The 22,556-nt window shown below is 64.2% G+C and carries 23 protein-coding genes; 3 read left to right on the top strand and 20 right to left on the bottom strand.

The window, feature by feature from the left end; translation table 11 throughout:
• Positions 1 to 6: 6 nt before the first annotated feature.
• From nuoK to HV765_RS09045, 12 genes are all read right to left on the bottom strand, one after another.
• The gene (gene nuoK / locus HV765_RS09100) at positions 7 to 315 is read right to left on the bottom strand and encodes an NADH-quinone oxidoreductase subunit NuoK (protein WP_006217969.1); all 309 of its coding nucleotides are present in this window, start codon (positions 313 to 315) and stop codon (positions 7 to 9) included.
• On the bottom strand, positions 312 to 968 hold the full coding sequence (locus tag HV765_RS09095) for an NADH-quinone oxidoreductase subunit J (RefSeq protein WP_100857380.1): 657 nt from the start codon (positions 966 to 968) through the stop codon (positions 312 to 314). Before HV765_RS09095 ends, nuoK begins: the two co-directional genes overlap by 4 nt.
• Positions 969 to 985: 17 nt before the next feature.
• Entirely contained in the window at positions 986 to 1,474 is a 489-nt protein-coding gene (gene nuoI / locus HV765_RS09090; RefSeq protein WP_006217967.1) for an NADH-quinone oxidoreductase subunit NuoI, read from the bottom strand.
• Positions 1,475 to 1,495: 21 nt separating this feature from the next.
• Positions 1,496 to 2,569: an NADH-quinone oxidoreductase subunit NuoH gene (gene nuoH, locus HV765_RS09085; RefSeq protein WP_054424153.1), complete on the bottom strand. Its 1,074-nt coding sequence runs from the start codon at positions 2,567 to 2,569 to the stop codon at positions 1,496 to 1,498.
• Positions 2,569 to 4,896 (bottom strand): NADH-quinone oxidoreductase subunit NuoG, encoded by a 2,328-nt coding sequence (gene nuoG, locus HV765_RS09080; protein WP_054424155.1) that lies wholly within the window; start codon positions 4,894 to 4,896, stop codon positions 2,569 to 2,571. Before nuoG ends, nuoH begins: the two co-directional genes overlap by 1 nt.
• Positions 4,897 to 4,911: 15 nt before the next feature.
• Complete coding sequence (gene nuoF, locus HV765_RS09075) at positions 4,912 to 6,279, bottom strand: NADH-quinone oxidoreductase subunit NuoF (RefSeq protein ID WP_054424156.1); 1,368 nt, start codon at positions 6,277 to 6,279, stop codon at positions 4,912 to 4,914.
• Complete coding sequence (gene nuoE / locus HV765_RS09070; RefSeq protein WP_006217963.1) at positions 6,276 to 6,770, bottom strand: NADH-quinone oxidoreductase subunit NuoE; 495 nt, start codon at positions 6,768 to 6,770, stop codon at positions 6,276 to 6,278. Before nuoE ends, nuoF begins: the two co-directional genes overlap by 4 nt.
• Before the next feature lie 47 nt (positions 6,771 to 6,817).
• Positions 6,818 to 8,074, bottom strand: a complete 1,257-nt coding sequence (locus HV765_RS09065) for an NADH-quinone oxidoreductase subunit D (protein ID WP_006217962.1) — start codon at positions 8,072 to 8,074, stop codon at positions 6,818 to 6,820.
• Positions 8,075 to 8,077: 3 nt separating this feature from the next.
• Positions 8,078 to 8,704 (bottom strand): NADH-quinone oxidoreductase subunit C, encoded by a 627-nt coding sequence (locus HV765_RS09060; protein ID WP_054424158.1) that lies wholly within the window; start codon positions 8,702 to 8,704, stop codon positions 8,078 to 8,080.
• A 75-nt stretch (positions 8,705 to 8,779) separates the two neighbouring features.
• Positions 8,780 to 9,256, bottom strand: coding sequence for a NuoB/complex I 20 kDa subunit family protein (locus HV765_RS09055; protein WP_006217960.1), 477 nt, complete (start codon positions 9,254 to 9,256; stop codon positions 8,780 to 8,782).
• A gap of 42 nt (positions 9,257 to 9,298) precedes the next feature.
• Positions 9,299 to 9,658, bottom strand: coding sequence for an NADH-quinone oxidoreductase subunit A (locus HV765_RS09050; protein WP_006217959.1), 360 nt, complete (start codon positions 9,656 to 9,658; stop codon positions 9,299 to 9,301).
• A gap of 298 nt (positions 9,659 to 9,956) precedes the next feature.
• Complete coding sequence (locus HV765_RS09045; protein WP_054424160.1) at positions 9,957 to 11,072, bottom strand: porin; 1,116 nt, start codon at positions 11,070 to 11,072, stop codon at positions 9,957 to 9,959.
• A gap of 459 nt (positions 11,073 to 11,531) precedes the next feature.
• On the opposite strand from HV765_RS09045, the gene HV765_RS09040 reads away from it, so the two are divergent.
• Genes HV765_RS09040 through HV765_RS09030 form a run of 3 tightly spaced genes read left to right on the top strand, consistent with a single transcriptional unit; the run spans position 11,532 to position 13,023 of the window.
• Positions 11,532 to 12,149: a TetR/AcrR family transcriptional regulator gene (locus tag HV765_RS09040; RefSeq protein WP_054424162.1), complete on the top strand. Its 618-nt coding sequence runs from the start codon at positions 11,532 to 11,534 to the stop codon at positions 12,147 to 12,149.
• A complete protein-coding gene (locus HV765_RS09035; protein ID WP_054424163.1) occupies positions 12,146 to 12,589 on the top strand; it encodes a PaaI family thioesterase in 444 nt (147 codons plus the stop codon). The genes HV765_RS09040 and HV765_RS09035 overlap by 4 nt, the downstream gene beginning before the upstream one ends.
• On the top strand, positions 12,586 to 13,023 hold the full coding sequence (locus tag HV765_RS09030) for an NAD(P)-binding domain-containing protein (protein ID WP_054424165.1): 438 nt from the start codon (positions 12,586 to 12,588) through the stop codon (positions 13,021 to 13,023). The genes HV765_RS09035 and HV765_RS09030 overlap by 4 nt, the downstream gene beginning before the upstream one ends.
• Here HV765_RS09030 and HV765_RS09025 read toward each other — a convergent pair.
• From HV765_RS09025 to HV765_RS08990, 8 genes are all read right to left on the bottom strand, one after another.
• Positions 12,994 to 13,761 carry a phosphatase PAP2 family protein gene (locus HV765_RS09025; RefSeq protein ID WP_175169586.1) on the bottom strand — a complete coding sequence of 256 codons (768 nt, stop codon included), beginning with the start codon at positions 13,759 to 13,761 and terminating at the stop codon, positions 12,994 to 12,996. The genes HV765_RS09030 and HV765_RS09025 overlap by 30 nt on opposite strands.
• Positions 13,758 to 14,552 carry a metallophosphoesterase family protein gene (locus HV765_RS09020; RefSeq protein ID WP_054424169.1) on the bottom strand — a complete coding sequence of 265 codons (795 nt, stop codon included), beginning with the start codon at positions 14,550 to 14,552 and terminating at the stop codon, positions 13,758 to 13,760. The genes HV765_RS09025 and HV765_RS09020 overlap by 4 nt, the downstream gene beginning before the upstream one ends.
• Positions 14,549 to 15,523 (bottom strand): diacylglycerol/lipid kinase family protein, encoded by a 975-nt coding sequence (locus HV765_RS09015; RefSeq protein WP_054424708.1) that lies wholly within the window; start codon positions 15,521 to 15,523, stop codon positions 14,549 to 14,551. The genes HV765_RS09020 and HV765_RS09015 overlap by 4 nt, the downstream gene beginning before the upstream one ends.
• Before the next feature lie 111 nt (positions 15,524 to 15,634).
• Positions 15,635 to 17,434: a gamma-glutamyltransferase family protein gene (locus HV765_RS09010; protein ID WP_175169585.1), complete on the bottom strand. Its 1,800-nt coding sequence runs from the start codon at positions 17,432 to 17,434 to the stop codon at positions 15,635 to 15,637.
• Between the two features lie 161 nt (positions 17,435 to 17,595).
• Positions 17,596 to 19,098 carry an ABC transporter substrate-binding protein gene (locus HV765_RS09005; RefSeq protein WP_175169584.1) on the bottom strand — a complete coding sequence of 501 codons (1,503 nt, stop codon included), beginning with the start codon at positions 19,096 to 19,098 and terminating at the stop codon, positions 17,596 to 17,598.
• Between the two features lie 231 nt (positions 19,099 to 19,329).
• Positions 19,330 to 20,226, bottom strand: coding sequence for a LysR family transcriptional regulator (locus HV765_RS09000; RefSeq protein WP_175169583.1), 897 nt, complete (start codon positions 20,224 to 20,226; stop codon positions 19,330 to 19,332).
• Positions 20,223 to 20,888 (bottom strand): helix-turn-helix transcriptional regulator, encoded by a 666-nt coding sequence (locus HV765_RS08995; protein WP_175169582.1) that lies wholly within the window; start codon positions 20,886 to 20,888, stop codon positions 20,223 to 20,225. Before HV765_RS08995 ends, HV765_RS09000 begins: the two co-directional genes overlap by 4 nt.
• A 58-nt stretch (positions 20,889 to 20,946) precedes the next feature.
• Entirely contained in the window at positions 20,947 to 22,548 is a 1,602-nt protein-coding gene (locus HV765_RS08990; RefSeq protein WP_254600521.1) for an efflux transporter outer membrane subunit, read from the bottom strand.
• Between the last annotated feature and the right edge of the window lie 8 nt (positions 22,549 to 22,556).

Genomic DNA, 22,556 nt, shown 5'->3' with positions numbered 1-22,556 from the left:
ACCCCGTCAGCCCTTCAGGCGATCGAGTTCGTCAACGTTGATCGTGTTCAGGTTGCGGAACAGCAGCACCAGGATGGCCAGGCCGATCGCCGCTTCAGCGGCGGCCACGGTCAGGATGAAGAACACGAACACCTGGCCGGCGGTATCGCCGAACCAGCTGGAGAACGCCACGAAGTTCATGTTGACGGCCAGGAGCACGAGCTCGATGGACATCAAGAGAATGATCAGGTTGCGGCGGTTCAGGAAGATGCCGAAGATCCCGATGGCGAACAGGATCGCTCCCAGGATCAGATAGTGAGCCAGCGTCAGCGTCATTGTTTTTCTCCTTGGGGCGCGGCGGCGGCGCCGGACGAAGCGTCACGCTTGGCTTGGGCGCGCTCGCTCTGGGCGGGCATGTTCACCATGCGGAAGCGGTCCTTCGAACGGACGCGAACGGCGGCAACCGGGTCGTTGTACTTCACGTCGCGGCGGCGGCGCAGCGTCAGCGCAATCGCGGCGACCATGCCCACCAGCAGCAGCGCAGCGCCCACTTCAATGGCGTAGACGTACTGCGTGTACATGACTTCGCCGAGTGCGCGGGCGTTGTTGTAGTCGCCAGCAACCGGGGCTTGCGGACCCGAGCCGTACCAGGTGGAACCCAGCACGAACGACATTTCCAGCACCAGCACCAGACCGATCACCAGGCCGAGCGGCAGGTAGGTCTTCATGCCCTGGCGCATGGTGTCCATGCGGATGTCCAGCATCATCACGACGAAAAGGAAGAGCACCATCACGGCGCCCACGTACACCAGCACCAGCAGCAACGCCAGGAACTCAGCGCCGAGCAGCATCCACAGCATGGCTGCGTTGGAGAATGCCAGGATCAAGTGCAGAACAGCGGTGACCGGACTGCGCGCGGTGATCACGCGGAACGCCGCGATCACCAGCACGGCGGCCAGTATGTAGAAAAGGACAGTGGTAAAAGTCATGGATCAGACCCTGGGCTTCAACGGTAAGGAGCGTCGTCGGCCCGGCGGCGGGCGATGTCGGCTTCGTAGCGGTCGCCCACGGCGAGCAGCATGTCTTTGGTGAAATACAGGTCGCCGCGCTTTTCACCGTGGTATTCGTGGATATGGGTTTCCACGATCGAGTCCACGGGGCAGCTTTCCTCACAGAAGCCGCAGAAAATGCACTTGGTCAGATCGATGTCGTAACGCGTGGTGCGGCGGGTGCCGTCCTCACGCTGGTCCGATTCGATGGTGATCGCCAAGGCCGGGCACACGGCTTCACACAGCTTGCACGCGATGCAGCGCTCTTCCCCGTTGGGGTAGCGGCGCAATGCGTGCAGGCCACGGAATCGCGCCGACGTGGGCGTCTTTTCCTGCGGATAGCGCAAGGTAACCTTGCGCTTGAAAAAGTACTTGCCCGTCAGGCGCATGCCCTTGAGCAACTCGGTCAGCATCAGGCTGCCGAAGAAATCTTTGATCGCTTCCATATCCTGCCTCTGCCTGGCGGCTTAGCGCCAAATGTTCCAGGGCGTCTGCATCCAGATCGCCACCACGACCAGCCAAACGCCGGTCAGCGGGATGAAGATTTTCCAACCCAAACGCATGATCTGGTCATAGCGGTAGCGCGGGAACGATGCGCGGAACCACACAAACAACGAGACCACAACGAACGTCTTCAGACCGAGCCAGATCCAACCCGGAATCCAGGTCAGCGGCGCGATGTCGATCGGGGAAGCCCAGCCGCCCAGGAACATGATCGACGCCATGCAGGACAGCAAGATCATGTTGGCGTATTCACCCAGGAAGAACAGGGCGAAAGCCATACCCGAGTACTCGACCATGTGGCCGGCCACGATTTCCGATTCGCCTTCGACGACGTCGAACGGGTGGCGGTTGGTTTCCGCCACGATCGCCACGACGTAGATCACGAACAGCGGCAACAGCGGCAGCCAGTTCCAGGACATGAACGTCAGGCCCTTGTCGGCAAACCAGCCGCGGTTCTGGACGTTGACGATCTCGGACATGTTCAGGCTGCCCGACACCAGCAGCACCGTGACGAGCACGAAGCCGATGGCCAGTTCGTAGGACAGCATCTGTGCCGAAGCGCGCAGCGCGCCCAGGAACGCGTACTTGGAGTTCGACGCCCAGCCCGCCACGATCACGCCATACACGCCGATCGACGTGATGGCCATGATGTACAGCAGGCCGGCGTTGACGTTGGCCAGCACGACATCAGGACCGAAGGGAACCACGGCCCAGGCGGCCAGCGCGGGCATCAGCGTGACCACGGGGGCCACGACGAACAGCACCTTGTTGGCTTCGCTGGGAACGATGACTTCCTTCGTCAGCAGCTTGAACACGTCGGCAAACGGCTGCAACAGCCCCTTGAAACCGACACGGTTCGGACCCACGCGCACGTGCATGGCGCCAATCATCTTGCGTTCCCAGTACGTCAGGTACGCAACGCACAGAATGATCGGCACGGCGATGATCACAATCTTGATGAGGGTCCAGAGGACCATCCAGACCGTCGGGCCCAGCAATGCCTGCCCGTGGCTCTCAAGAACATTAAGCCATTCCATCAGGCACGCTCCACGCTGAGTTGACCGAATGCGCCACCCAGGGCTGCGGTGTTTTCAAAGGCTGCGGAAATGCGCACGGCGCGATCGGCCACGGCATCATCCTGCACGGTTTCGAGCTCGACGGCGCCTTCAGCACCCGTCACGCGCACCTTGACGCCGGCCGTCAGGCCAAGGCTGGTGAGCGTACGGCCGTTCATGGCGGCGGCGGGCTTCTTCGAGGCCGGGGAGGCTTGCAGCGGCTCGGAACGGCGGACCATGGCGTCGGTGCGGTAGATCGGCACGTCAGCCACGCGTTCCAGGCCCGTTGCGGCTTGACCCAGACCCAACGGCGCCTTGACGTCGTTGGACAGGCGGCCTTCGATGCCACCCGCCAGCGCGGCGTCGCGGACGGATTCCGACGTTTCATCGTCAAAGCCGGCCAAATGCAGGACGTTGCCCAGCACGCGCAGGACCTTCCAGCCCGGACGCGTCTGACCCAACGGCGTGACCGTACCCTTGAAGCTCTGGGCCAGGCCTTGCGCGTTGACGAAGGTGCCCGAGGTTTCAGTGAACGGCGACACCGGCAGCATGACGTCGGCCCATTCGGCGGCGGCCGAACGGTAAGGCGTCAGGGCGACGGCGAATTGCGCGCCACGCAGCGCGGCGATGGCTTGCTGGCCGTTGTCGGCATCCAGCAGCGGCTCGGCGTGCAGCACGATGTAGGCCTTCAGCGGCTCGGCCAGCATGGCCGCGGCGGTCTTGCCGCCCTTGCCCGGAACGGCGCCAGCCAGATAACCGCCGACGGTGTTGCCGCCGGAAGTCAGGAAGCCGAACTTGCCACCGGCCAGGTTCGCCACGGCGCGGCCGTTGGCGGCCAGCGTCGAGGCTTGGGCGCTGGCCACGGCCAGGTTACCCAGCAACACGGCGGTGTTGGCGCCGGAAGCCAGGCTGGCGGCGATGATCTTGGCGTTTTCACCCGGGGTGACCGAGGCGAATTCGGCCGGCACGGCCTGTTCCTTGGCTTGCGCCAGGGCGACGGCCACTTCGGCCAGCGCGCGCGGCAGCTCAGACGGCGCCACGGTGATGCGGGCGGCGATGGGCATCAGAGGATCGTCAGCGGCGCTGTCGACCATCAGGATCTGCGTGCCGCGCTTGGCGGCTTGACGCAGACGTTGCGCCATCAGCGGGTGATCCTTGCGCAGGAACGAGCCGACGACCAGGACGCGGTCCAGATTGTCGAGTTCAGCGATGGGCATACCCAGCCACGGCGCACCGGTCAACGCGGCATCGAAAGCCGGGTCGGTCTGGCGCAGGCGGAAGTCGATGTTCTCGGAACCCAGCGCACGGACCAGGCGGCCCAGCAGCGCATATTCTTCGGTGGTGGCGTATTCCGACGCCAGCGCGCCGATCTGGCCAGCGCCGAAGCTGTCGCGAACGCGCGACAGGCCTTGGGCCACGGCTTGCAGCGCGTCAGCCCACGAGGCTTCCTGCCACTTGCCGTCGGTGCCCTTGATCATCGGGGCGGTCAGGCGGTCGTCGCTGTTCAGGCCTTCGTACGAGAAGCGGTCGCGGTCGCTGATCCAGCATTCGTTGACGGCTTCGTCTTCGAAAGGCACCACGCGCATGACGCGGTCGCCCTTGACCTGGACCACCAGGTTGGCGCCCAGGCTGTCGTGCGGGCTGACCGAACGGCGGCGGGCCAATTCCCAGGTGCGGGCGCTGTAGCGGAAGGGCTTGGAGGTCAGCGCGCCCACCGGACAGATGTCGATCATGTTGCCCGACAGTTCGGACTCGATCGAGCGGCCGACAAACGTCGTGATCTCGGAGTGTTCGCCACGGCCCAGCATGCCGAGCTCCATGACGCCGGCAATTTCCTGGCCGAAGCGCACGCAGCGGGTGCAGTGGATGCAGCGGCTCATTTCCTCGGCGGAAACCAGCGGGCCCAGATCCTTGTGGAAGACGACGCGCTTTTCCTCTTGGTAACGCGAGGAAGAGCCACCGTAACCCACGGCCAGATCCTGCAGCTGGCATTCGCCGCCCTGATCGCAGATCGGGCAGTCGAGGGGGTGATTGATGAGCAAGAATTCCATCACCGACTTCTGAGCGGCGCGAGCCTTCTCAGAGCAGGTGTGGACGACCATGCCGTTGGTCACGGGCGTGGCGCAGGCGGGCAGCGCCTTGGGCGCTTTTTCCACTTCAACCAGGCACATCCGGCAGTTGGCCGCGATGGACAGTTTCTTGTGGTAGCAGAAATGCGGCACGTAAAGCCCGACTTTCTGAGCGGCATGCATGACCATGCTGCCTTCGGGCACTTCGACCTGATTGCCGTCGACGGTTAGTTCAACCATTGCTGTTCCTGAGACCTACAGATATTGCGGGACCACACAAGACTTATGCTCGATGTGGTGCGCGAATTCGTCGCGAAAATGCTTGAGGAAGCCACGGACGGGCATGGCGGCGGCGTCACCCAGGGCGCAAATGGTGCGGCCCATGATGTTGCCTGCCACGTTGTCCAGCAAGTCCAGATCTTCCGGACGGCCGTGACCGTTTTCAATGCGATGCACCATGCGGTAGAGCCAGCCGGTGCCTTCGCGGCACGGCGTGCACTGGCCGCAGCTTTCCTCGAAATAGAAGTACGACAGGCGCAAGAGCGACTTCACCATGCAGCGCGTTTCGTCCATGACGATCACAGCGCCAGAACCGAGCATCGAGCCGGCCTTGGCGATGGAGTCATAGTCCATCGTGCATTCCATGATGATGTCGGCCGGCAGCACCGGAGCGCTGGACCCGCCAGGGATCACGGCCTTCAGTTTCTTGCCGCCGCGCATGCCGCCCGCCAGTTCCAGCAGGGTCGAGAACGGGGTGCCCAGCGGAATCTCGTAGTTGCCGGGGCGTTCGACGTCGCCGGTGATCGAGAACAGCTTGGTGCCGCCGTTGTTCGGCTTGCCGACTTCCAGGTAAGCCTGGCCGCCGTTGCGGATGATCCACGGCACGGCCGCGAACGTTTCCGTGTTGTTGATCGTGGTGGGCTTGCCGTACAGGCCAAAGCTGGCGGGGAACGGCGGCTTGAAGCGCGGTTGGCCCTTCTTGCCTTCCAGCGATTCCAGCAGCGCAGTTTCTTCGCCACAGATGTAGGCGCCGTAGCCGTGGAACGCGTGCAGCTGGAAGCTGTAGTCCGAACCCAGGATCTTGTCGCCCAGGAAGCCGGCGGCGCGCGCTTCTTCCAACGCTTCTTCGAAGCGTTCATACACTTCGAAGATTTCGCCGTGGATGTAGTTGTAGCCGACGCTGATGCCCATGGCGTAGGCCGCGATCGCCATGCCTTCAATCACGATGTGCGGATTGAAGCGCAGGATGTCGCGGTCTTTGAACGTGCCGGGCTCGCCTTCGTCCGAGTTGCAGACCAGGTACTTCTGGCCCGGGAACGCGCGCGGCATGAAGCTCCACTTCAGGCCGGTCGGGAAGCCCGCGCCGCCACGGCCGCGCAGACCCGACGCCTTGACTTCGGCGATCACGTCTTCCGGCTTCATGCCGGTGGTCAGGATCTTCTTCAGGGCTTCGTAGCCGCCGCGCTTGACGTACTCTTCGAGGCGCCAGTTGGCGCCGTCGACATCAGCCATGATCTGCGGCGTGATGTGGCGGCCGTGCAGGCACATCGAATTGGACACGTCGTTCAGCGGATTGGGGTCGAGCCCCTGCGCGAACTGCTTGTACAGGTCGGGCGCGTTCATGCCGACTCTCCTTGCACCTTGAGGGCCGCGACCAGCGCGTCCAGCTTCTCGTCGGTCATGCGCACGCACATATGCTTGTTGTTCACGATCAGCACGGGGGAATCGCCGCAAGCGCCCATGCATTCGCCTTCCACCAGCGTGAACTGGCCGTCGGCGGTGGTTTGACGATAGTCGACACCCAGCTTGCGCTTGAGGTATTCGCCGGCACGATCGCCATCGCGCAAGGCACAGGGCAAGTTCGTGCAGACGGCGATTTTGTTCTTGCCGACGGGCTTGACGTCGAACATGTTGTAGAACGTGGCGACTTCCTGCACCGCAATGGGCGGGACGCCAATGTAATTGGCCACATCTTCAATGGTTTCGGTAGCCAACCAGCCCTTCTCTTCTTGCGCGATGGCAAGCGAGGCCATGATGGCGGACTGCCGCTGGTCGGCCGGGAACTTCGCGAGTTCTCGGTCGATTTTCTGGTAGGCCTGTTCGGAAAGCAGCATAGTTTGAATCCGGGTTATGCGGGCGTGCTCGTGACTGTCTGGGCGGATCAGCGATCGATCTCGCCGAAAACGATGTCCTGCGTACCAATGATGGTGACGGCGTCGGCGATCATGTGACCGCGCGACATTTCATCCAGCGATTGCAGGTGGACAAAGCCGGGGGCCCGAATCTTCAGGCGGTAAGGCTTGTTGGCGCCGTCCGACACCAGATAGATGCCGAACTCGCCCTTGGGGTGCTCCACCGAGGCATACGCCTCGCCCGGGGGCACGTGGAAACCTTCGGTGAAGAGCTTGAAGTGATGAATCAGCTCTTCCATGTTGGTCTTCATGGCGGTGCGCTTGGGCGGGGCGATCTTGTGATTCTCGATCATGACCGGACCCGGGTTGTTGCGCAGCCATTCCACGCACTGGCGGATGATGCGATTACTTTCACGCATTTCGGCGATGCGGACCAGGTAGCGGTCGTAGCAGTCGCCGTTGACACCCACGGGGATGTCGAAATCGAGCAGGTCGTAGACTTCGTAGGGCTGCGTCTTGCGCAAGTCCCAGGCCACGCCCGAGCCACGCAGCATCGGGCCGGTGAAACCCAGCGCCTTGGCGCGGTCAGGATCAACCACGCCGATGCCCACCAGACGCTGCTTCCAGATGCGGTTGTCGGTGAGCAGCGTTTCGTACTCGTCGACGCAGGCCGGGAAGCGGTTGGTGAAGTCTTCGATGAAATCCAGCAGCGAGCCCGAACGCGCGTCGTTCATGATGCGCATTTCTTTGTCGCCACGGTACTTGCTGGTGTCGCCGTACTGCGGCATCGTGTCCGGCAGGTCACGGTAGACGCCGCCCGGACGGTAGTAGGCCGCGTGCATGCGCGCGCCCGAGACCGCTTCGTAGCAGTCCATCAGGTCTTCGCGTTCACGGAAGGCGTACAGGAATACCGCCATGGCGCCCACGTCGAGTGCGTGCGAACCCAGCGACATCAGGTGGTTCAGCAAGCGCGTGATCTCGTCGAACATCACGCGGATGTACTGAGCGCGCAGCGGGGCTTCAACGCCCAGCAGCTTTTCGATGGCCATGACGTAGGCGTGCTCGTTGCACATCATGGACACGTAGTCCAGGCGGTCCATGTAGGGCAGCGCCTGGATGTAGGTCTTGTGCTCGGCCAGCTTTTCGGTGGCGCGGTGCAACAGGCCGATGTGCGGGTCGGCGCGTTGGATGACTTCGCCGTCCAGCTCCAGCACCAGGCGCAACACACCGTGCGCGGCCGGATGCTGAGGACCGAAGTTAAGCGTGTAGTTCTTGATTTCTGCCATGATTTAACGCCCCAAGCCGTAGGAGTCTTCGCGGACCACGCGCGGAGTGATCTCGCGCGGATCGATCGTGACCGGCTGGTAAATGACGCGCCGTTGTTCGGGGTCGTAACGCATTTCGACGGTGCCCGACAGCGGGAAGTCCTTGCGGAACGGATGGCCGATGAAACCGTAGTCGGTCAGGATGCGGCGCAGGTCGGGGTGGCCTTCAAAGACGATGCCGTACAGGTCGAACGCTTCGCGCTCGAACCAGCCCACAGCCGGCCAACATTCCATCAGCGACGCGACGATCGGGAATTCGTCGTCGGCGGCCCAGGTGCGGACACGCAGGCGCCAGTTGTTCTCGATCGACAGCAGGTGGATCACGACGGCGAAGCGCGCGCGGTGCACCTTGACGTTGGACTCTTCGGGCAGTTGACGCGTGCCGTTGCCCCAGGTCAGGTAGTCGACGCCACAGAGGTCGATACAGGTTTCAAAGCGCAGACCGGCTTCGGTGCGCAGCTTGTTGCAGACGGAGAACCACTGCTGCGCGGGCACTTCGAGCGTCAGCTCGCCCAACGCCTCGGTCAGCGCGATATCCGCGCCGAGGGTGGTCTGCAAATTGTTTTTCAGGGTTTCGAGCCTGGTCATCATCTTGTACGCTTAGGTGAACCGATACGCTGGTTTCGAGAGCGCCGGCGGCAAGGACTGCCGCAGACGGGCGAACGCTCAGCGCGCAATCGTGTTGGTCAGACGGATCTTGTTCTGCATTTGCAGCAAGCCGTAGACCAGCGCCTCGGCCGTGGGCGGGCAGCCCGGCACGTAGACGTCTACCGGTACGATGCGGTCGCAGCCACGAACCACCGAATACGAGTAGTGGTAGTAGCCGCCGCCATTGGCACAGGAGCCCATGGAAACGACCCAACGCGGCTCGGGCATCTGGTCATAGACCTTGCGCAGCGCCGGCGCCATCTTGTTGCACAGCGTGCCAGCGACGATCATCAGATCGGACTGACGCGGACTGGGTCGGAAGATGATGCCGAACTGGTCCAGGTCATAACGGGCCGCGCCCGCGTGCATCATCTCAACCGCGCAACAGGCCAGACCGAAGGTCATGGGCCACATGGAGCCGGTCTTCGCCCAATTAAGGAACTTGTCGGCGCTGGTTGTGATGAACCCTTGCTTGAGAATGCCGTCTATAGCCATATTCGTCTCTGATAGCGAGCTGTGAAAAAAACCCGGTGGGGCTTATTCCCAGTCCAGCGCGCCCTTTTTCCATTCGTAGATGAAGCCGACGGTCAACACGGCTAGGAAAACCATGACCGTCCAGAAACCGACGAGCCCGACTGTGCCTTGGGCGATGGCCCACGGGAACAGGAACGCGATTTCCAGGTCGAAAAGAATGAACAGAATCGCCACCAGGTAGTAGCGCACGTCAAACTTCATGCGAGCGTCTTCAAACGCTTCGAAGCCGCACTCATAGGGCGACAGCTTCTCAGCGTAGGGACGCCGCGGGCCAAGGAGGGAGCCGGCCGTTAGAAGCGCGAACCCGATAAGGGTGGCCACTACGATAAACAGCAGGACGGGAAAATACTGTTGCAGGTTCATTCAGGCGTCCGTCAAATGCGCAAACCTTAGGATTGTAGCATTCGCGCGGTTACTTCCGGCTGAACTCTGTAGCTTGAATAGCGGGTGAAAGACTGCATTCCTCAAATGGAACAATCGCAGTTTTCGGAGACAGAACCCGAAGCATACAGGACTTGGCCAACAAGCCGCAGCGCGACGATAAAAAACACAGAAAAGCACGAAAAAAAGCCACCCCGAAGGGTGGCTTTATACGAACGAGCCGCAGCCCGTTCGTTCGCTTGCGCTTTGAATCCAGACAGGGCTTGCGCCCTGCGTTGGATTAGAAGCGGTGGCGGATACCGACGCCGACGGCGGTCGACTTCAGGTCGTCCACGAAGGCGTAGTTCTTGGCGTACGAACCGTAGGCGTACAGGTTGGTGCGCTTGGACAGGTCGTAGGTGTAGCCCAGCGAGTAGACTTGGGTCGACTCATCGCCGCCGGTCAACTTGTTGTTGCTGGGGTCAACCATTTGCCACGAACCGAACAGGCTGCTTGCGCCGCCGATCGGGGCGGACAGGCCGACCATGTACGAGTTGGCCTTGAAGCCATCAGCAAAGGCGTTGGCGCCGAAGTTGATGCTGCCCAGGTTGGTGTCGACGCCTTGGCCAGCGAACCAGCCGTCGGTCGTGCGAGCGTAGGCCAAAGCCAGCTTCACGACTTCGAAGTCGTACGAACCGCCGATGGCGTACTGACGCGGGGTGGCGTCAACCGAAGCCGACGACAGCTTGTTCGAGGCGTTCAGTTGGTCGTACGTCAGGGCGACGTTCAGGGGGCCGTTGACGTAGCGCAGACCGGTCGTGATGGCGCGGGTGTTGTCGGCGGTCTTGAAGCCGGTTTGAGCAGCGTTGGTGTCGTTCACGTTGAACGAGTAGCCGACGCCGAACTGGAAGCCGCTGAACGACGGGGTCTGATACATGACCATGTTGTCGTAGCGGTTCGTGTTGGCGGCGCTCAGAGCCACGCCGATGTTAGCTTGACCGAAGCCAGCGCCGAACGGATCGATCGAGCCGAAGTACTTCGACGCGATGTTGGTTTGGCGACCGAAGTCCAGTTGGCCCCAGCTGTCGCTGGCCAGACCGACGGTGGCTTGACGACCGAACAGGCGGCCGCCTTGAGCGGAGTTGCCGTTACCGGAGTTGAAACCCGATTCCAGTTGGAAAACAGCGCGCAGGCCGTCACCCAGGTCTTCCGAGCCACGCAGACCCCAGCGCGAACCGTTCTGGACGCCGTTGATCATGCCGAAACGGCTGCCGTTCACGGCATCGTTCGCAGCACCGCTGATCTTGTTGTAGCCGAGGCCCGTGTCGATGATGCCGTACAGGGTGACAGACGTTTCTGCCTGGGCGACACCGGCAAAACCGGCGAGCAGGGCGGCAGCGAGCAGAGTCTTTTTCATTTAAGAAATCTCCGTTGATTTGAGTGACAAGAGCAGCAATCCAGCAAACCAGCCTGCCGCCCCCCTAACTCCGCGAAGGGAAGTTGACGCTATTGCATCAAAAATCGCGGGGACTGGCTATGGTCGGCATCAGAAAAGTGCTGGTTTAAGGCACCCCTGTTGGGATCTTGCAACATCGCAGGGATGCGGCGCCAAAGCTGCTAGGGCTAACCCTAAGCAAAACAGGCAAGCACGTATCCATGCGACTTTCAGCCCTGCCCCCAATTATCGACGGGGGTTTGGACGCGATCTTTCAGGTGCCTTTCGTGCCGGCTTCGCCCCGTCTTTCACCCTGAAACCTATGGGACTTACGTTGTTGGCGGACTGCAAACGACCCGGCTTCGCGGGCAGCCAATAACATTGTTATTTAGAAAAATCGTCGATATGATCTGACTCAATTCAGACGACTTCGTCCCATCCATGCCCTCCTCCCCCGCCGACCGCAACGCGCGCAACGAAAGACTGAATGCCTTGCGCCGCCAGATGGTGTTGGACGCCGCGGTTCGGGTTTTCGAACGCGATGGGCTGGAAAAGACCACGATCCGGGCCATCGCCAAGGAAGCCGGCTGCACCACAGGCGCAATCTACCCTTGGTTTGCGGGCAAGGAAACGATTTACGGCGCGCTGCTGGACGAATCACTGCAACGGCTGCACGCCCATTTGGGCGAAGCGGCCACTGCGGGCGATGCGCCCACCGCCGCGCGCCGCGCCATCCACGCCTTCTTTGGTTACTACGCCCAGCGCCGGACCGACTTCTCGCTGGGTATGTATCTGTTTCAGGGCTTGGGCCCGCGAGGCCTGGGCCGGGACATGGACGAAAAGCTCAATGCCCGCCTGCAGCAATGCGTTGACCTGATGGGCGTGGCGCTGTCGCGCACCAAGGGCTGGGACGCCGCCACCGCAGCCGTCGAGCAGATGAACCTGTTCACCTACCTGATGGGCTTGCTGCTGCTGTTGCATACCCATCGGCTGAAGTCGCTCGGCCAGCAGGCCGACACCTTGCTCGACCACTACTGCCTTGCCCTGGAGCAACGATGACTGCCACCGCTTTAGCCACCGACGCTGATGCACCGCTGATCAGCCTGGCCGACTTCCACATCCTGCTGGCTGACCAACACCCCTTCTCGCTGCTGCTGGGCATCGACGTCGTGCGCATCGGCCGCGGCACGGCACGCGCCGTGTTGCCCGCCCGAGATGCGCATCAGCGCCTGGGAGGCATCGTCGCGGGGCCCATGCTGATGGGCCTGGCGGACCTGACGATGTACGCCGCCGTGGTGGGCGCTACGGGCCAGGCCCATGCCGTCACGGCCAGCCTGACCATCAACTTTCTGCGCAAGAGCCCGGCCGGCGCCATCTACGCCGACGCCCGGCTGCTGAAGGTAGGCCGCTTGTCCGCCGGTGAAGTCATCCTGACTGGCGAAGGCTCCGACGAGCCGCTGGCCCATATCGTGAGCACGTGGTCCGTGCCAAAGCTATGAGCCCGCGCATCAGCATCGTGGGAATGGGTGAGACCGGCACGCTGGCCGCCCGCCGTCTGCTTGAGGCCGAGCCGGACATCGCGTTGACCCTGTACGACATCGACCCCGAACGCTGCGAAGATTTTCGCGGCTCGGCCACCTTGGCCACATCAGCGCGTGAAGCCCTGGCGGAATCGGACACCATCGTGCTGGCCTTGCCGCGTGAACGCGAGATCGACCGCACACTTGAGCGCTTCAGCGACGGCGAGGTAACGGCGCCCGTGTCCGGCAAGCTGATCGTGGACCTGGCCCCGCCGCCGCCCGAGCGGGCGCACCGGCTGGACCAGGCGATTACCGGCGCGGGCGGGCGCTACACCAGCATCCCTGGCTTGACCGATGAAGACGCCAGCGGCGGCCAACGGCGGCTATTGCGGCTCTTGCTCTGCCCGGCCTGACGGCCACCAGCGCTCGGCCACCGCCACGCAGATCGCCAGCCAGGCAAGGCTGACAGCGAAGCCCGCCACCACATCGCTGGCGAAATGCACTTGCAGCAGGATGCGGCTCAGGCCCACCGCCATGATCAACGCGGCGAAGACCGCCACACATGGCGTGCGCCACGGCGCCGGCGCCAGCCGCCACACCAGATAGCAGGCCGTGCCGTACACGGCCATCGCAGCCGAGGCGTGACCGCTGGGAAAGCTCCAGCCCGCCACGGCGGCATAACCGTGATCATGCTCTGGCCGAACGCGCTCGAAGGTGTGCTTGAGCACCCAGTTCAGCGCGCCCCCAACACCCGTGGCGATGGCGCAGAACGCCGCCAGCCGCCACCATCCCGTCCACAGCAGGTACAGCGTCATCCCTACGCTCAGCACCGTCAGAAAATTGCGGTCTCCCAGATAGGTGAACCAGGACAGCGCCCACAGCAACGATGAACTCATCGACATGCTCAGCGCGTCGGCCAGCGCGCCGTCAAACGCCACGATGCCGCCCTGGCTGCGCACAGCGGCAGCCAATGCCAGAAACACCAGCAACAACACACCCACCCCGGCGATGCTGATCAACGCGCGCCCTCGCCGCGAGCTGCCGACATACGCGCGCATGACAAACACGGCCGCCGCGCCCGTGACCAGGGGCAGTCCGATGAACAATTCCAAGGCATGGGCCGACGCCCACGCCGCATACACATCGTTCATGAACCCGCCACCAGCGTCTTGTCGACCGGCGCAAACGCGTGCGTGCCCTCGGCGTAATCCCACCGCTCGACCTGGCATACCTGCTGGCCGCCCTCTTCTTCGCAGCGGATCACGTTGACCGAATTGGGCACGCTGCCCCGCACACGGCGCGAGCAGGTCGTGCCCGCCTGCACGATCCAGCCCGCGGGCTGGCCCGCCGCGCTCAGCGGCAGCACATACGGCAGATGAATATGGCCACCCAGAATCAAGTCGACACCTGCCTGCGCCCAAGCCGCCAGCGCGCGCTCGCGGCCGATCAGCAGGTTGGACAGGTCGGATTCGACTTTGGCGCGTACGGGGTGATGCGCGACCACGATGCGCAACTGGCCCGGCCGTGCCTGACGCAAACGCTGCGCGACGCGAGCGATCTGCGTATCGGAAATCTCGCCGTCCTTGCGGCGGCGGGGCCGCGTGGTGTTCACGCCGATCGCCAGCAGGCCCGGGGTTTCAAACACCGGCTCCAGCACCGCACCCAACGCCCGCTTGTAATTGCCATAGGGGTTGAGCGCGCGCGCAAACACATTGAACAGCGGGATGTCGTGGTTGCCGGGCACGGCCAGCACCGGCAGCGACAGGCGTTCGATGAACTTGCGGGCCGCGGCAAATTGCGCGCGCCGCGCGCGCTGCGTGATGTCGCCGCTAAGCACGACCAGATCAGGGTTCAATGAGCGCGCCAAGTCCAGCGCGGCTTCGACGACAGGTTTGCGTTCCGTGCCGAAATGCGTGTCGGAAAATTGCAGGATGCGCGTCATGAGCGGTCCAGGTATTGCGAGTCCGCCGGCACCACCAGCGGCAACGGCTCGGGAGACACCTTGAATTCCAGCGGGGTGTTCATCCACGAAATTTCGCCGTCCATCGCGACCTTGACGCGCTTTCGCCCGCGTATACCCACCGTCAGGCGATCAAACCCGAAGCTGATGACGTGTTCGGCTTCGCCCAGCCGGCTGAACAGGCCGCGCACCAGCAAGCCATACAGCGCCAGCGTGCCCACCGGTTTGACGGTCATGGCGACCAGGCGGTTGCGGTCCAGCTCATCGGATTCGATGCCCACATGCTCAAGCTGAAGCTTGTTGTTGCCCACCACCAGTGTGGGTGTGCGCAGCTCGCGCGAGCGCCCCTCGGTTTCCAGTTGCAGCCGCAGCTGGCGCGGCGCGCGCAGCAAGGTCACCACACCCGACCACAGCGCCACCAAACGGCTGCGGCCGAAGCGCTGCTTGTAGGCCTCGCGGTCTTCAAGCAGCGTGGGATACAGGCCCAGGCTGGCGTTGACCAGGAACAGCCGCCCGTTGAGCTGGCCCACCTGCACCGGCCGCAAATGGCCTTGCAGGAAACCCCGCAACGCCACCTCGGTATCTTGCGAGATGCCGTAGCTGCGACCGAAATAATTGAATGTGCCTTGGGGCAGGATGCCGAACGGCACGCCCTTGCCCAGCACGGTACCCGCCACTGCATTGAGCGTGCCGTCACCGCCTGCGGCAATCACCACGCCCTGCTCGTCCTGCGCGCGCTTGACCGCGGCCTGCGCGGTTTCGGTGAGTTTGGACGGGTCGTCCACCGGCATCAGCGTGTAGCGCCGGCCGGCCTCGTCGAGGATACGGCGGATGGTGTCCTGCAGGACCTGCGCGTCGCCGCGCCCCGATCCGGTGTTGAGGACGATGAAAAGTGGCTCTTGTCCCGTGAGGGATTGCGCTCCGTTTGCCGGGCGCTGCTGGGATGACGTCATGGAAGAAAGATAGCCCATGCCGGCAAAACGCCGCAAGGCGGCATCGTCCGCCCGGGCGCCGCCGATGCCCGCAGCCCCACGGCCGCGCACACCGGCGAGTCCCGCCAAGCCTTAGCGGCCGATCGCGTACGCCTGCATCAGACGCGGCGTGGCTGCGGCATGCAACAGCCCGTCTTCATCCCGCGAGGCGGCCGTCAGACGGCCCACCGACCATTCCGGCACCTCTTCGATCTGATGGCCGCGCTGGCGCAAGCCCTCGATCACATCGGCGCCAAAGCTGGCCTCTACCGCCAGATGACCCGGCTTGCGGTCACGCGGATAGAACGACGTGGGGAAATGCATGGTGTGCGACATCGGCAGGTCGATGGCTTCCTGCAAGTTCAAGCCATGGTGCACATGGCGCAGGAAGAACAGCAATTGCCATTGCTCTTGCTGGTCGCCGCCCGGCGTGCCGAACGCCAGGTAGGGTTTGCCATCGCGCAGCGCCAGCGACGGAGTCAGCGTGGTGCGCGGACGCTTGCCAGGGGCCAGCGTGCCGGGCAGCCCCTCTTCCAGCCAGAACATCTGGGCGCGGGTATTCAAGCCAAAGCCCAATTCCGGAATCACCGGCGACGACTGGAACCAGCCGCCCGACGGCGTCGCTGAAATCATGTTGCCCCAGCGGTCGATAACGTCCACGTGCGTGGTGTCGCCGCGCTTGGCGGACGCGCGCATGTCCGCCAGCGTGGGCTCGTTCGTCGCGCTGCCCGGCGCCGACACCTTGGACAAGCGCTCCAGCGTGTCCATCACACGCGCCACTTGCGCCTCAAAGCCCGGCACCTGGCCCGGCAACAAATCATGAGACGCGGTTTCGCCGATCAGGGCGCGGCGTTCCGCGTTGTACGCGTCAGACAGCAGATGCGCCAGCGGCACGTCGATAAACGCCGGATCGCCGTAATACGCCTCGCGGTCGGCAAACGCCAGCTTCATGGCCTCGGTGACACGGTGGATGAACTCCACGCTGTTCGGACCGACGCCCGCCAGGTCCATGCCCTTGAGCAACGCCAGCGTTTGCAAAAAGACCGGCCCCTGGCTCCAGGCGCCCGCCTTGGCCACGGTGTAGCCGTGATAGTCGTAGGTCAGCGGCGTGTCGTAGCTGGCCGACCAGCCCGCCAGATCGTCCGCCGTGATGACGCCACGATGGGTGGTGCCGCTTTCGTCCATGACGTCGGTGTTGCGCGCGAACTTGTCGATCTCGTCGGCGATGAAGCCCCGGTAGAACGCGCCGCGCGCCGCTTCAATCTGGCGTTCGCGGTCAGCGCCCACGCTCTCGGCTTCCTTCAACACGCGGGTCCAGGTGCGGGCCAGCGCCGGGTTGCGGAACAGCTTGCGCGCTTCTGGCACCTTGCCGCCCGGCACGTAGACCTGCGCCGTTGTCGGCCAATGCGTTTCGAAAAAGTCCTTCAACCCGGCGATGGTGTTGGAGATGCGCGGCATCAGCGCGTGGCCATGCTCGGCGTAATAGATGGCCGGTTCCAGCACATCGCGCACGCGCATGGTGCCGTGGTCGCGCAGCAGCAGCATCCATGCATCAAACGCACCCGGAATCACCGTGGCCAACAACCCGTTGCCAGGGATCAGCTTCAGCCCTTCGGCGCGGTAACGCTCCAGCGTGGCGGCGGCCGGGGTCGTGCCCTGGCCGCACAGCACTTCCACCTTGCCGGTACGCGCCGAATAGAACACGGCCGGCACTTCGCCAGCCGGGCCGACCAGGTGCGGTTCCACCACTTGCAGCACGAAGGCCGACGCCGCGCACGCGTCAAACGCATTGCCGCCGCGTTCCAGCAGCGACATGCCGGCCGCGCTGGCCAGCCAATGGGTGGAGGTCACGACACCAAAGGTGCCAAGGATTTCCGGGCGAGTCGTAAACATGAATCATCCAATAGGGTTGTCTAAGCGAAGCCCCAAGAATCCGCCCATCCCATGCGAGCCGCCCTCCCAAAGTGGGGGCACCGCGGAGCCGGCTCCGCCGGTCCGGGTGTGCCGCCCCCCTCAAGGGGGCCCGCGTAAGCGGGTAGGGGGTGGTCCTTCCTCTATTTCTTGGCGACCGTCACGCCCTTCAGGCGGATCAGGCCGTCGGGGTACGGCACGAAGCCTTCCACCTTCTTCTGCACGCCAAAGGTCCACGGCAGATAGAACAGGTAGACGATCGGGCGCTGGTCCTGCATTGCCGTCAGCACCTGGTCATACATGGCGCGGCGCTTGGCGTTATCGGCTTCGGCGCGGGCGTCGTTCAACAGCTTGTCGACACCGGCGTCGCAGAACTTGCCATCGTTCAGGTTGCCCTTGCAGCTGACGTACTGGTGGATGTTGCCACTGGGGTCGACACGGCCCGACCAGCCGCTCTGGCCCACTTCGAAGTCACCGCGCGCCAGCGACGATTGCAGCGACGCGAACTCGACCGGACGCAGGGTGATGTCGAATCCGGCTTCGGCGCCCATGGCCTGCACCAGCTCAAACACTTGCTGCATGGTGGTGTTGTTGCCGAACGTGATCTCGAACTTCACGCGGTCGTAACCGGCTTCCTTCAACAGCGCCTGCGCCTTCTTCGGGTCGCGGCCCTTGTGCTCGAAAGCGGTGTTGTAGGCGAAGCTGGCGGGCGGGAACGGTTGGTAGGCCGGCTGGAACATGCCTTCGCCGATCACTTGGTTCAGCACATCGCGGTCAATCGCCAGATCCAGCGCCTGACGCACGCGCTTGTCTTTGGCCAGCGGGTTGTTGGCGCGTGCGCCATTGCCCAGATTGACCGAGATCGATTGGAAGCCCAGGCCCGTCACCGGCGCCAGACGCAGGTTGCGATCGTCCTTCACGGCCTTGGCGTCGCTGGGGGCCACGCGTTCGATGATGTCCAGGTCGCCCGCGCGCAGGTTGTTCAGGCGCACGGTGTTGTCGGGAATCGGCGTGAAGACCAGGCGGTCAAAGTGATAGTTGCCGGCGTCCCAGTATTTAGGAAACTTCTCGAGCACGATGCGATCGTTCTGCACGCGCTCCTTGAATTGGTACGGGCCCGAGCAGACGGGTTTGCCGCCCGGGTCCTTGTCGAAGGCAGCGGGCGACATCATCATGCCGGCGCGGTCCGACAGCTGCGACAGCAGCGAGGCGTCTGGCTCGGCCAGGTTCAGCACAACGGTGTGCTCGTCCGGCGCGTCCACGCTGGCGACCGTGGCCAGTTCACTCTTGCGGTTGCTGTCCGGCAGCGAGCGGGCGCGGTCCAGGTTGGCTTTGACGGCGGCGGCGTTGACCGGCGTGCCGTCATGGAAGACGGCATCGGTGCGCAGCTTGAACGTCAGCGATTTGTTGTCCGGGCTGATTGTCCAGGACTGCGCCAGTTGCGGCACGATCTTCAGGTCAGGCGTAATGTCGACCAGCTTGTCGCACAAGGAAGCGAAGACGATGCGGCCCACGAAGGTGCGCGCACGCACGGGGTCCAGCACGTCCGGGTCGTCCTGCAAACCGATTTTCAGGGTCGACTGGGCTTGCGCCAGGCCGCTAGCCAGCATTCCCGCCATAGCCATGGCGAGGCAAAGTTTACGCATGAATGATCTCCGTCTATGCATCTTGTTGGATTCTGCGCCAGGCGCGCGGCGATTGTATAGAGCGCAAGCTGTCGCGGCGCTAAATTCCGGCGAGCATTGGCCGCCTTGCGGACGCGGGCGGGTCTGGGGCTGGGGTTGGGGTTCCCGGGGCCGGGGCGGGGGCCGGGGCCGGGGCCGGAGCCGGAGCCGGAGCCGGGTTCGGGTTCGGGTTCGGGCCTGGGGTCGAGAACCTTAGGGCAGCCGGCAAGGCGCCGAGAAGTCCACCGCCGAGGCCACCGCGTCACGCAACAAGGCGACAAGCGCGCGGTGGTCGTCGCGGCGGTACTGGAAGGAATACGGCAAGGCGGCCAGTTCGGGTTCGCCCTGCAATACCCGCAGACTGCCTTCGGCCGCCAGCGCGTCGGCCCAATGGCTGGGCAGCAGCCCAACGCCCGTGCCTTCAATCAGCATGCCGACAATGGCGCCCCAGTTGTTGCAGCACAAGCGCTCGCCAGCAGCGTCGCGCCCGGCCAGCCAGTCGTCGATGATGCGCGTCGTGCCTGCGCCGGCCGGCAGCGTCACCAGCGGCAGGCGGGCCAGCAACGACGGTGTCATGCGGGTTTCCCCGTCCAGCACGGACGGCGACGCCGCCCAGGCAAAGCGGGCTTCGCCGATCGGCGTCGAGGCAATGTTCGCGCGCGACGAACGCCCCGCGATCACCGCAAAATCCAGTTCGCCGTCCGCCACGCGCTGCTCCAGCACCTGGCCGATATCCACATACGGCTCCAGCACCAGGTCGGGATACGCCGCGCGCACGGCGCCGATCAGGCGCGGCAGCCACGTCAGCGCAGTGAGTTCGCCCACGCCAAAGCGGCAGCGGCCGCGCAAGCCCGGCGTTTGAGCCATGGACGCGCGCACCTGATCGGCCGCGGCCAGCAGTTCACGCGCCTGCGGCACCAGCCGCTGGCCGGCGTCCGTCAGCGCGGCCTTGTGGCCACTGCGGTCAAACAGCGGCTGGCCCAACGCGTCTTCAAGCTCGGTGATGCGCTTGGACAAGGACGACACCGACAGGTGCAGCCGCTCGGCCGCCACGGCAAAGCTGGCGCAGGTGGCGGCCCAGTAGAAGGCTTCGAGTTGCTTGAGCGTCATGCGCGCGGCTGCTCACGCACGCGATACGCGCAGCGCCGCGCGCCCGCCAGAATGTGTTCTTCGCGAGCCACTTTCACGTCCTCGCCCAGCACCTGGCGGAACAGTTCCAGCTCACTGCGGCAAAAGCCCATACAGGCCTTGGCCGCCGAACAGATCGGGCAGTGGTTTTCAATGAAGACGAATTCATCGCCGTCCTGGCGCAGTTCGGCCATATAGCCTTCGGACGAACGCACCTGCACCAGACGTTCCAGGCGCGCCTTCAGATCGCTCGCGCCCAGCATCGCCTGGTGGTAGCTGTTCAGCATGGCGGTTTCGCGCACCTGGATCAGCTTTTCCACGCCCTCGTCGCCAAACACCTGACGCACCGCACCGATCATCTGCACGGTCATTTCGGCGTGCGTGTCCGGAAAACGGCCGTGGCCCGCTTCCGTCAGAAACCAGATCTGCGTGGGCCGGCCACGGCCCGCGCTGTGGCTTTCGGAGTCGACCAGCCCATCTGCATGCAGCCGCGTCATCTGCTGGCGGACGGCCTCGGCCGTCACGTCCATGGCCTTGGCGATGACGGCGATGGACTGCGGGCCGCGTGTCTTCAAGGTCATGAGCACGCGGTCGGCCGGTTGATGCGGCATCCAGGTGACGGGTTGGGACAGGCTGTCGGACATGGCGATAACGAAACTCCTGGGCAATGTTGGCTATGGTGCCACGAACCGGGGCCGGCGGTCAGCCTGCGGCGGCGGGCTCCGGGTTGGCACCTGGATGGGCATCTGGGTTGACGCTGGGGTTGGTATTGGGATCGGCTTCCCATCCGCCGCCCAGCGCCTTATAGAGCGCTATCAGACGCGTATAGGAATCCGTCTCCGCCACCGCCACGGCGTCCTGGGCGCGCAAAAGCGTACGCTGCGCGTCCAGCACCGTCAAATACGGGGCGCTGCCTTCGCGATAGCGCAACTGCGCCAGTTCCGCCGCGCGCCCGCTGTACGCGGCGGCCTGCGCCAGATTGCCCAAGCGCTGCTGCGTCTGGCCGAACTCGGTCAGCGCCGACTCCAGTTCTTCCACCGCGCGCAGCACGGTCTGCTCGTAGCGCGCCACTTCGCCGTCGGAACGCGCAACCGCTCCCCGCTTTCTGGCCAGCGCCGTCGGCAAATGAAACGCCGGCCAGTTCACGCCAGAGGCAACGCTGAAGGCCCGGCTCGAACTTGAACCGAAATCCGCCCCACGCAGCGCAACGAAGCCCAAGAAACCGCCCAGGTCGATACGCGGATAAAGCTCGGCCGTGGCCACGCCCACGTCCGCATTGGCTGCGGCCATCGACCGTTCGGCGGCCAGGATGTCCGGGCGGCGAGACAGCAGCGCGCCCACATCGCCGATAGGTAACTTGGCGGTCAACGGCGCCAGCGGCTTGCCGGCGTCCAGCTCGCCCAGTTCCACCGGCCGCATCCCGGCCAGCACCGCGATGCGGTACAGCGCCAGCCGCCTGGCCGCGACTTGCACCGGCACGCTGGCCTGCACGGTTTCCAGTTCGGCCCGCGCGCTGGCCAGGTCGCCTTCGTCGCCCCGGCCCGCCGTCACCATGGCCTGCGTGACGCGCAGGCTGTCGCGCTGACTGTCCAGATTGGCGCGCGCAACGGCCAGGCGCTGTTCAGCGCCGCGCAGTTCGAAGTAATTGCGGGCGACTTCGGCCGCCACCACGATGCGGGTCTGAGCCAAGTCTGCCGCTTGCGCTTCACTGCGCGCCGCGGCGCCTTCGGCTGCCCGGCGCAGACGGCCGAACAGGTCCAGTTCCCAGGTGGCGTCAAAACCCGCCCGATAACTCTGCGCCAGATTGCGCTGCCCTGCCGTACCGGCATTGGCCTGCGACAAGCTGCGCTCGTAGCGGCCATCCAGCGTCACGGCCGGCAACTGGTCGAGTTCTTTTTCGTCCAGCACCGCGCGCGACTCGGCTAAGCGAGCTTGCGCGATGCGGATGTCGTGGTTGCGGGACAGCGCCAGATCAATCAGCCGGTCCAGCTGCGGGTCTTGCAACTGCCGCCACCAGTCGCGCTGCAACTGGTCGGTAGAGAACAGGGCCTGTTCGGGGCTGGCCAGCGCAACGGGCGCAGACTGTGGCGGTTGATAGTCAGGGCCGACGGCGCAACCGGCCAGGGCCAGCGCGGCCAGCAGCACGGTGGCCCCGCGGAACCACGAGTGTTGACCCGAGAATTGACGGCCCAAGACGTGGCGGCCCAAGACATGGTGACCCAAGAAGTGGCGACCCGAGACGTGGCGACCCAAGAAGTGGCGACCCGAGACGTGTTGGTCCAAGACGTATTGACGTTGATTCATGATCGGTT

Origin of the sequence: Achromobacter kerstersii, assembly GCF_902859595.1 — a bacterium.
GTDB lineage: Bacteria > Pseudomonadota > Gammaproteobacteria > Burkholderiales > Burkholderiaceae_B > Achromobacter > Achromobacter kerstersii.
Note: the sequence above shows the minus strand (reverse complement) of the source record. Positions and strands in the feature narration are given on the sequence as shown.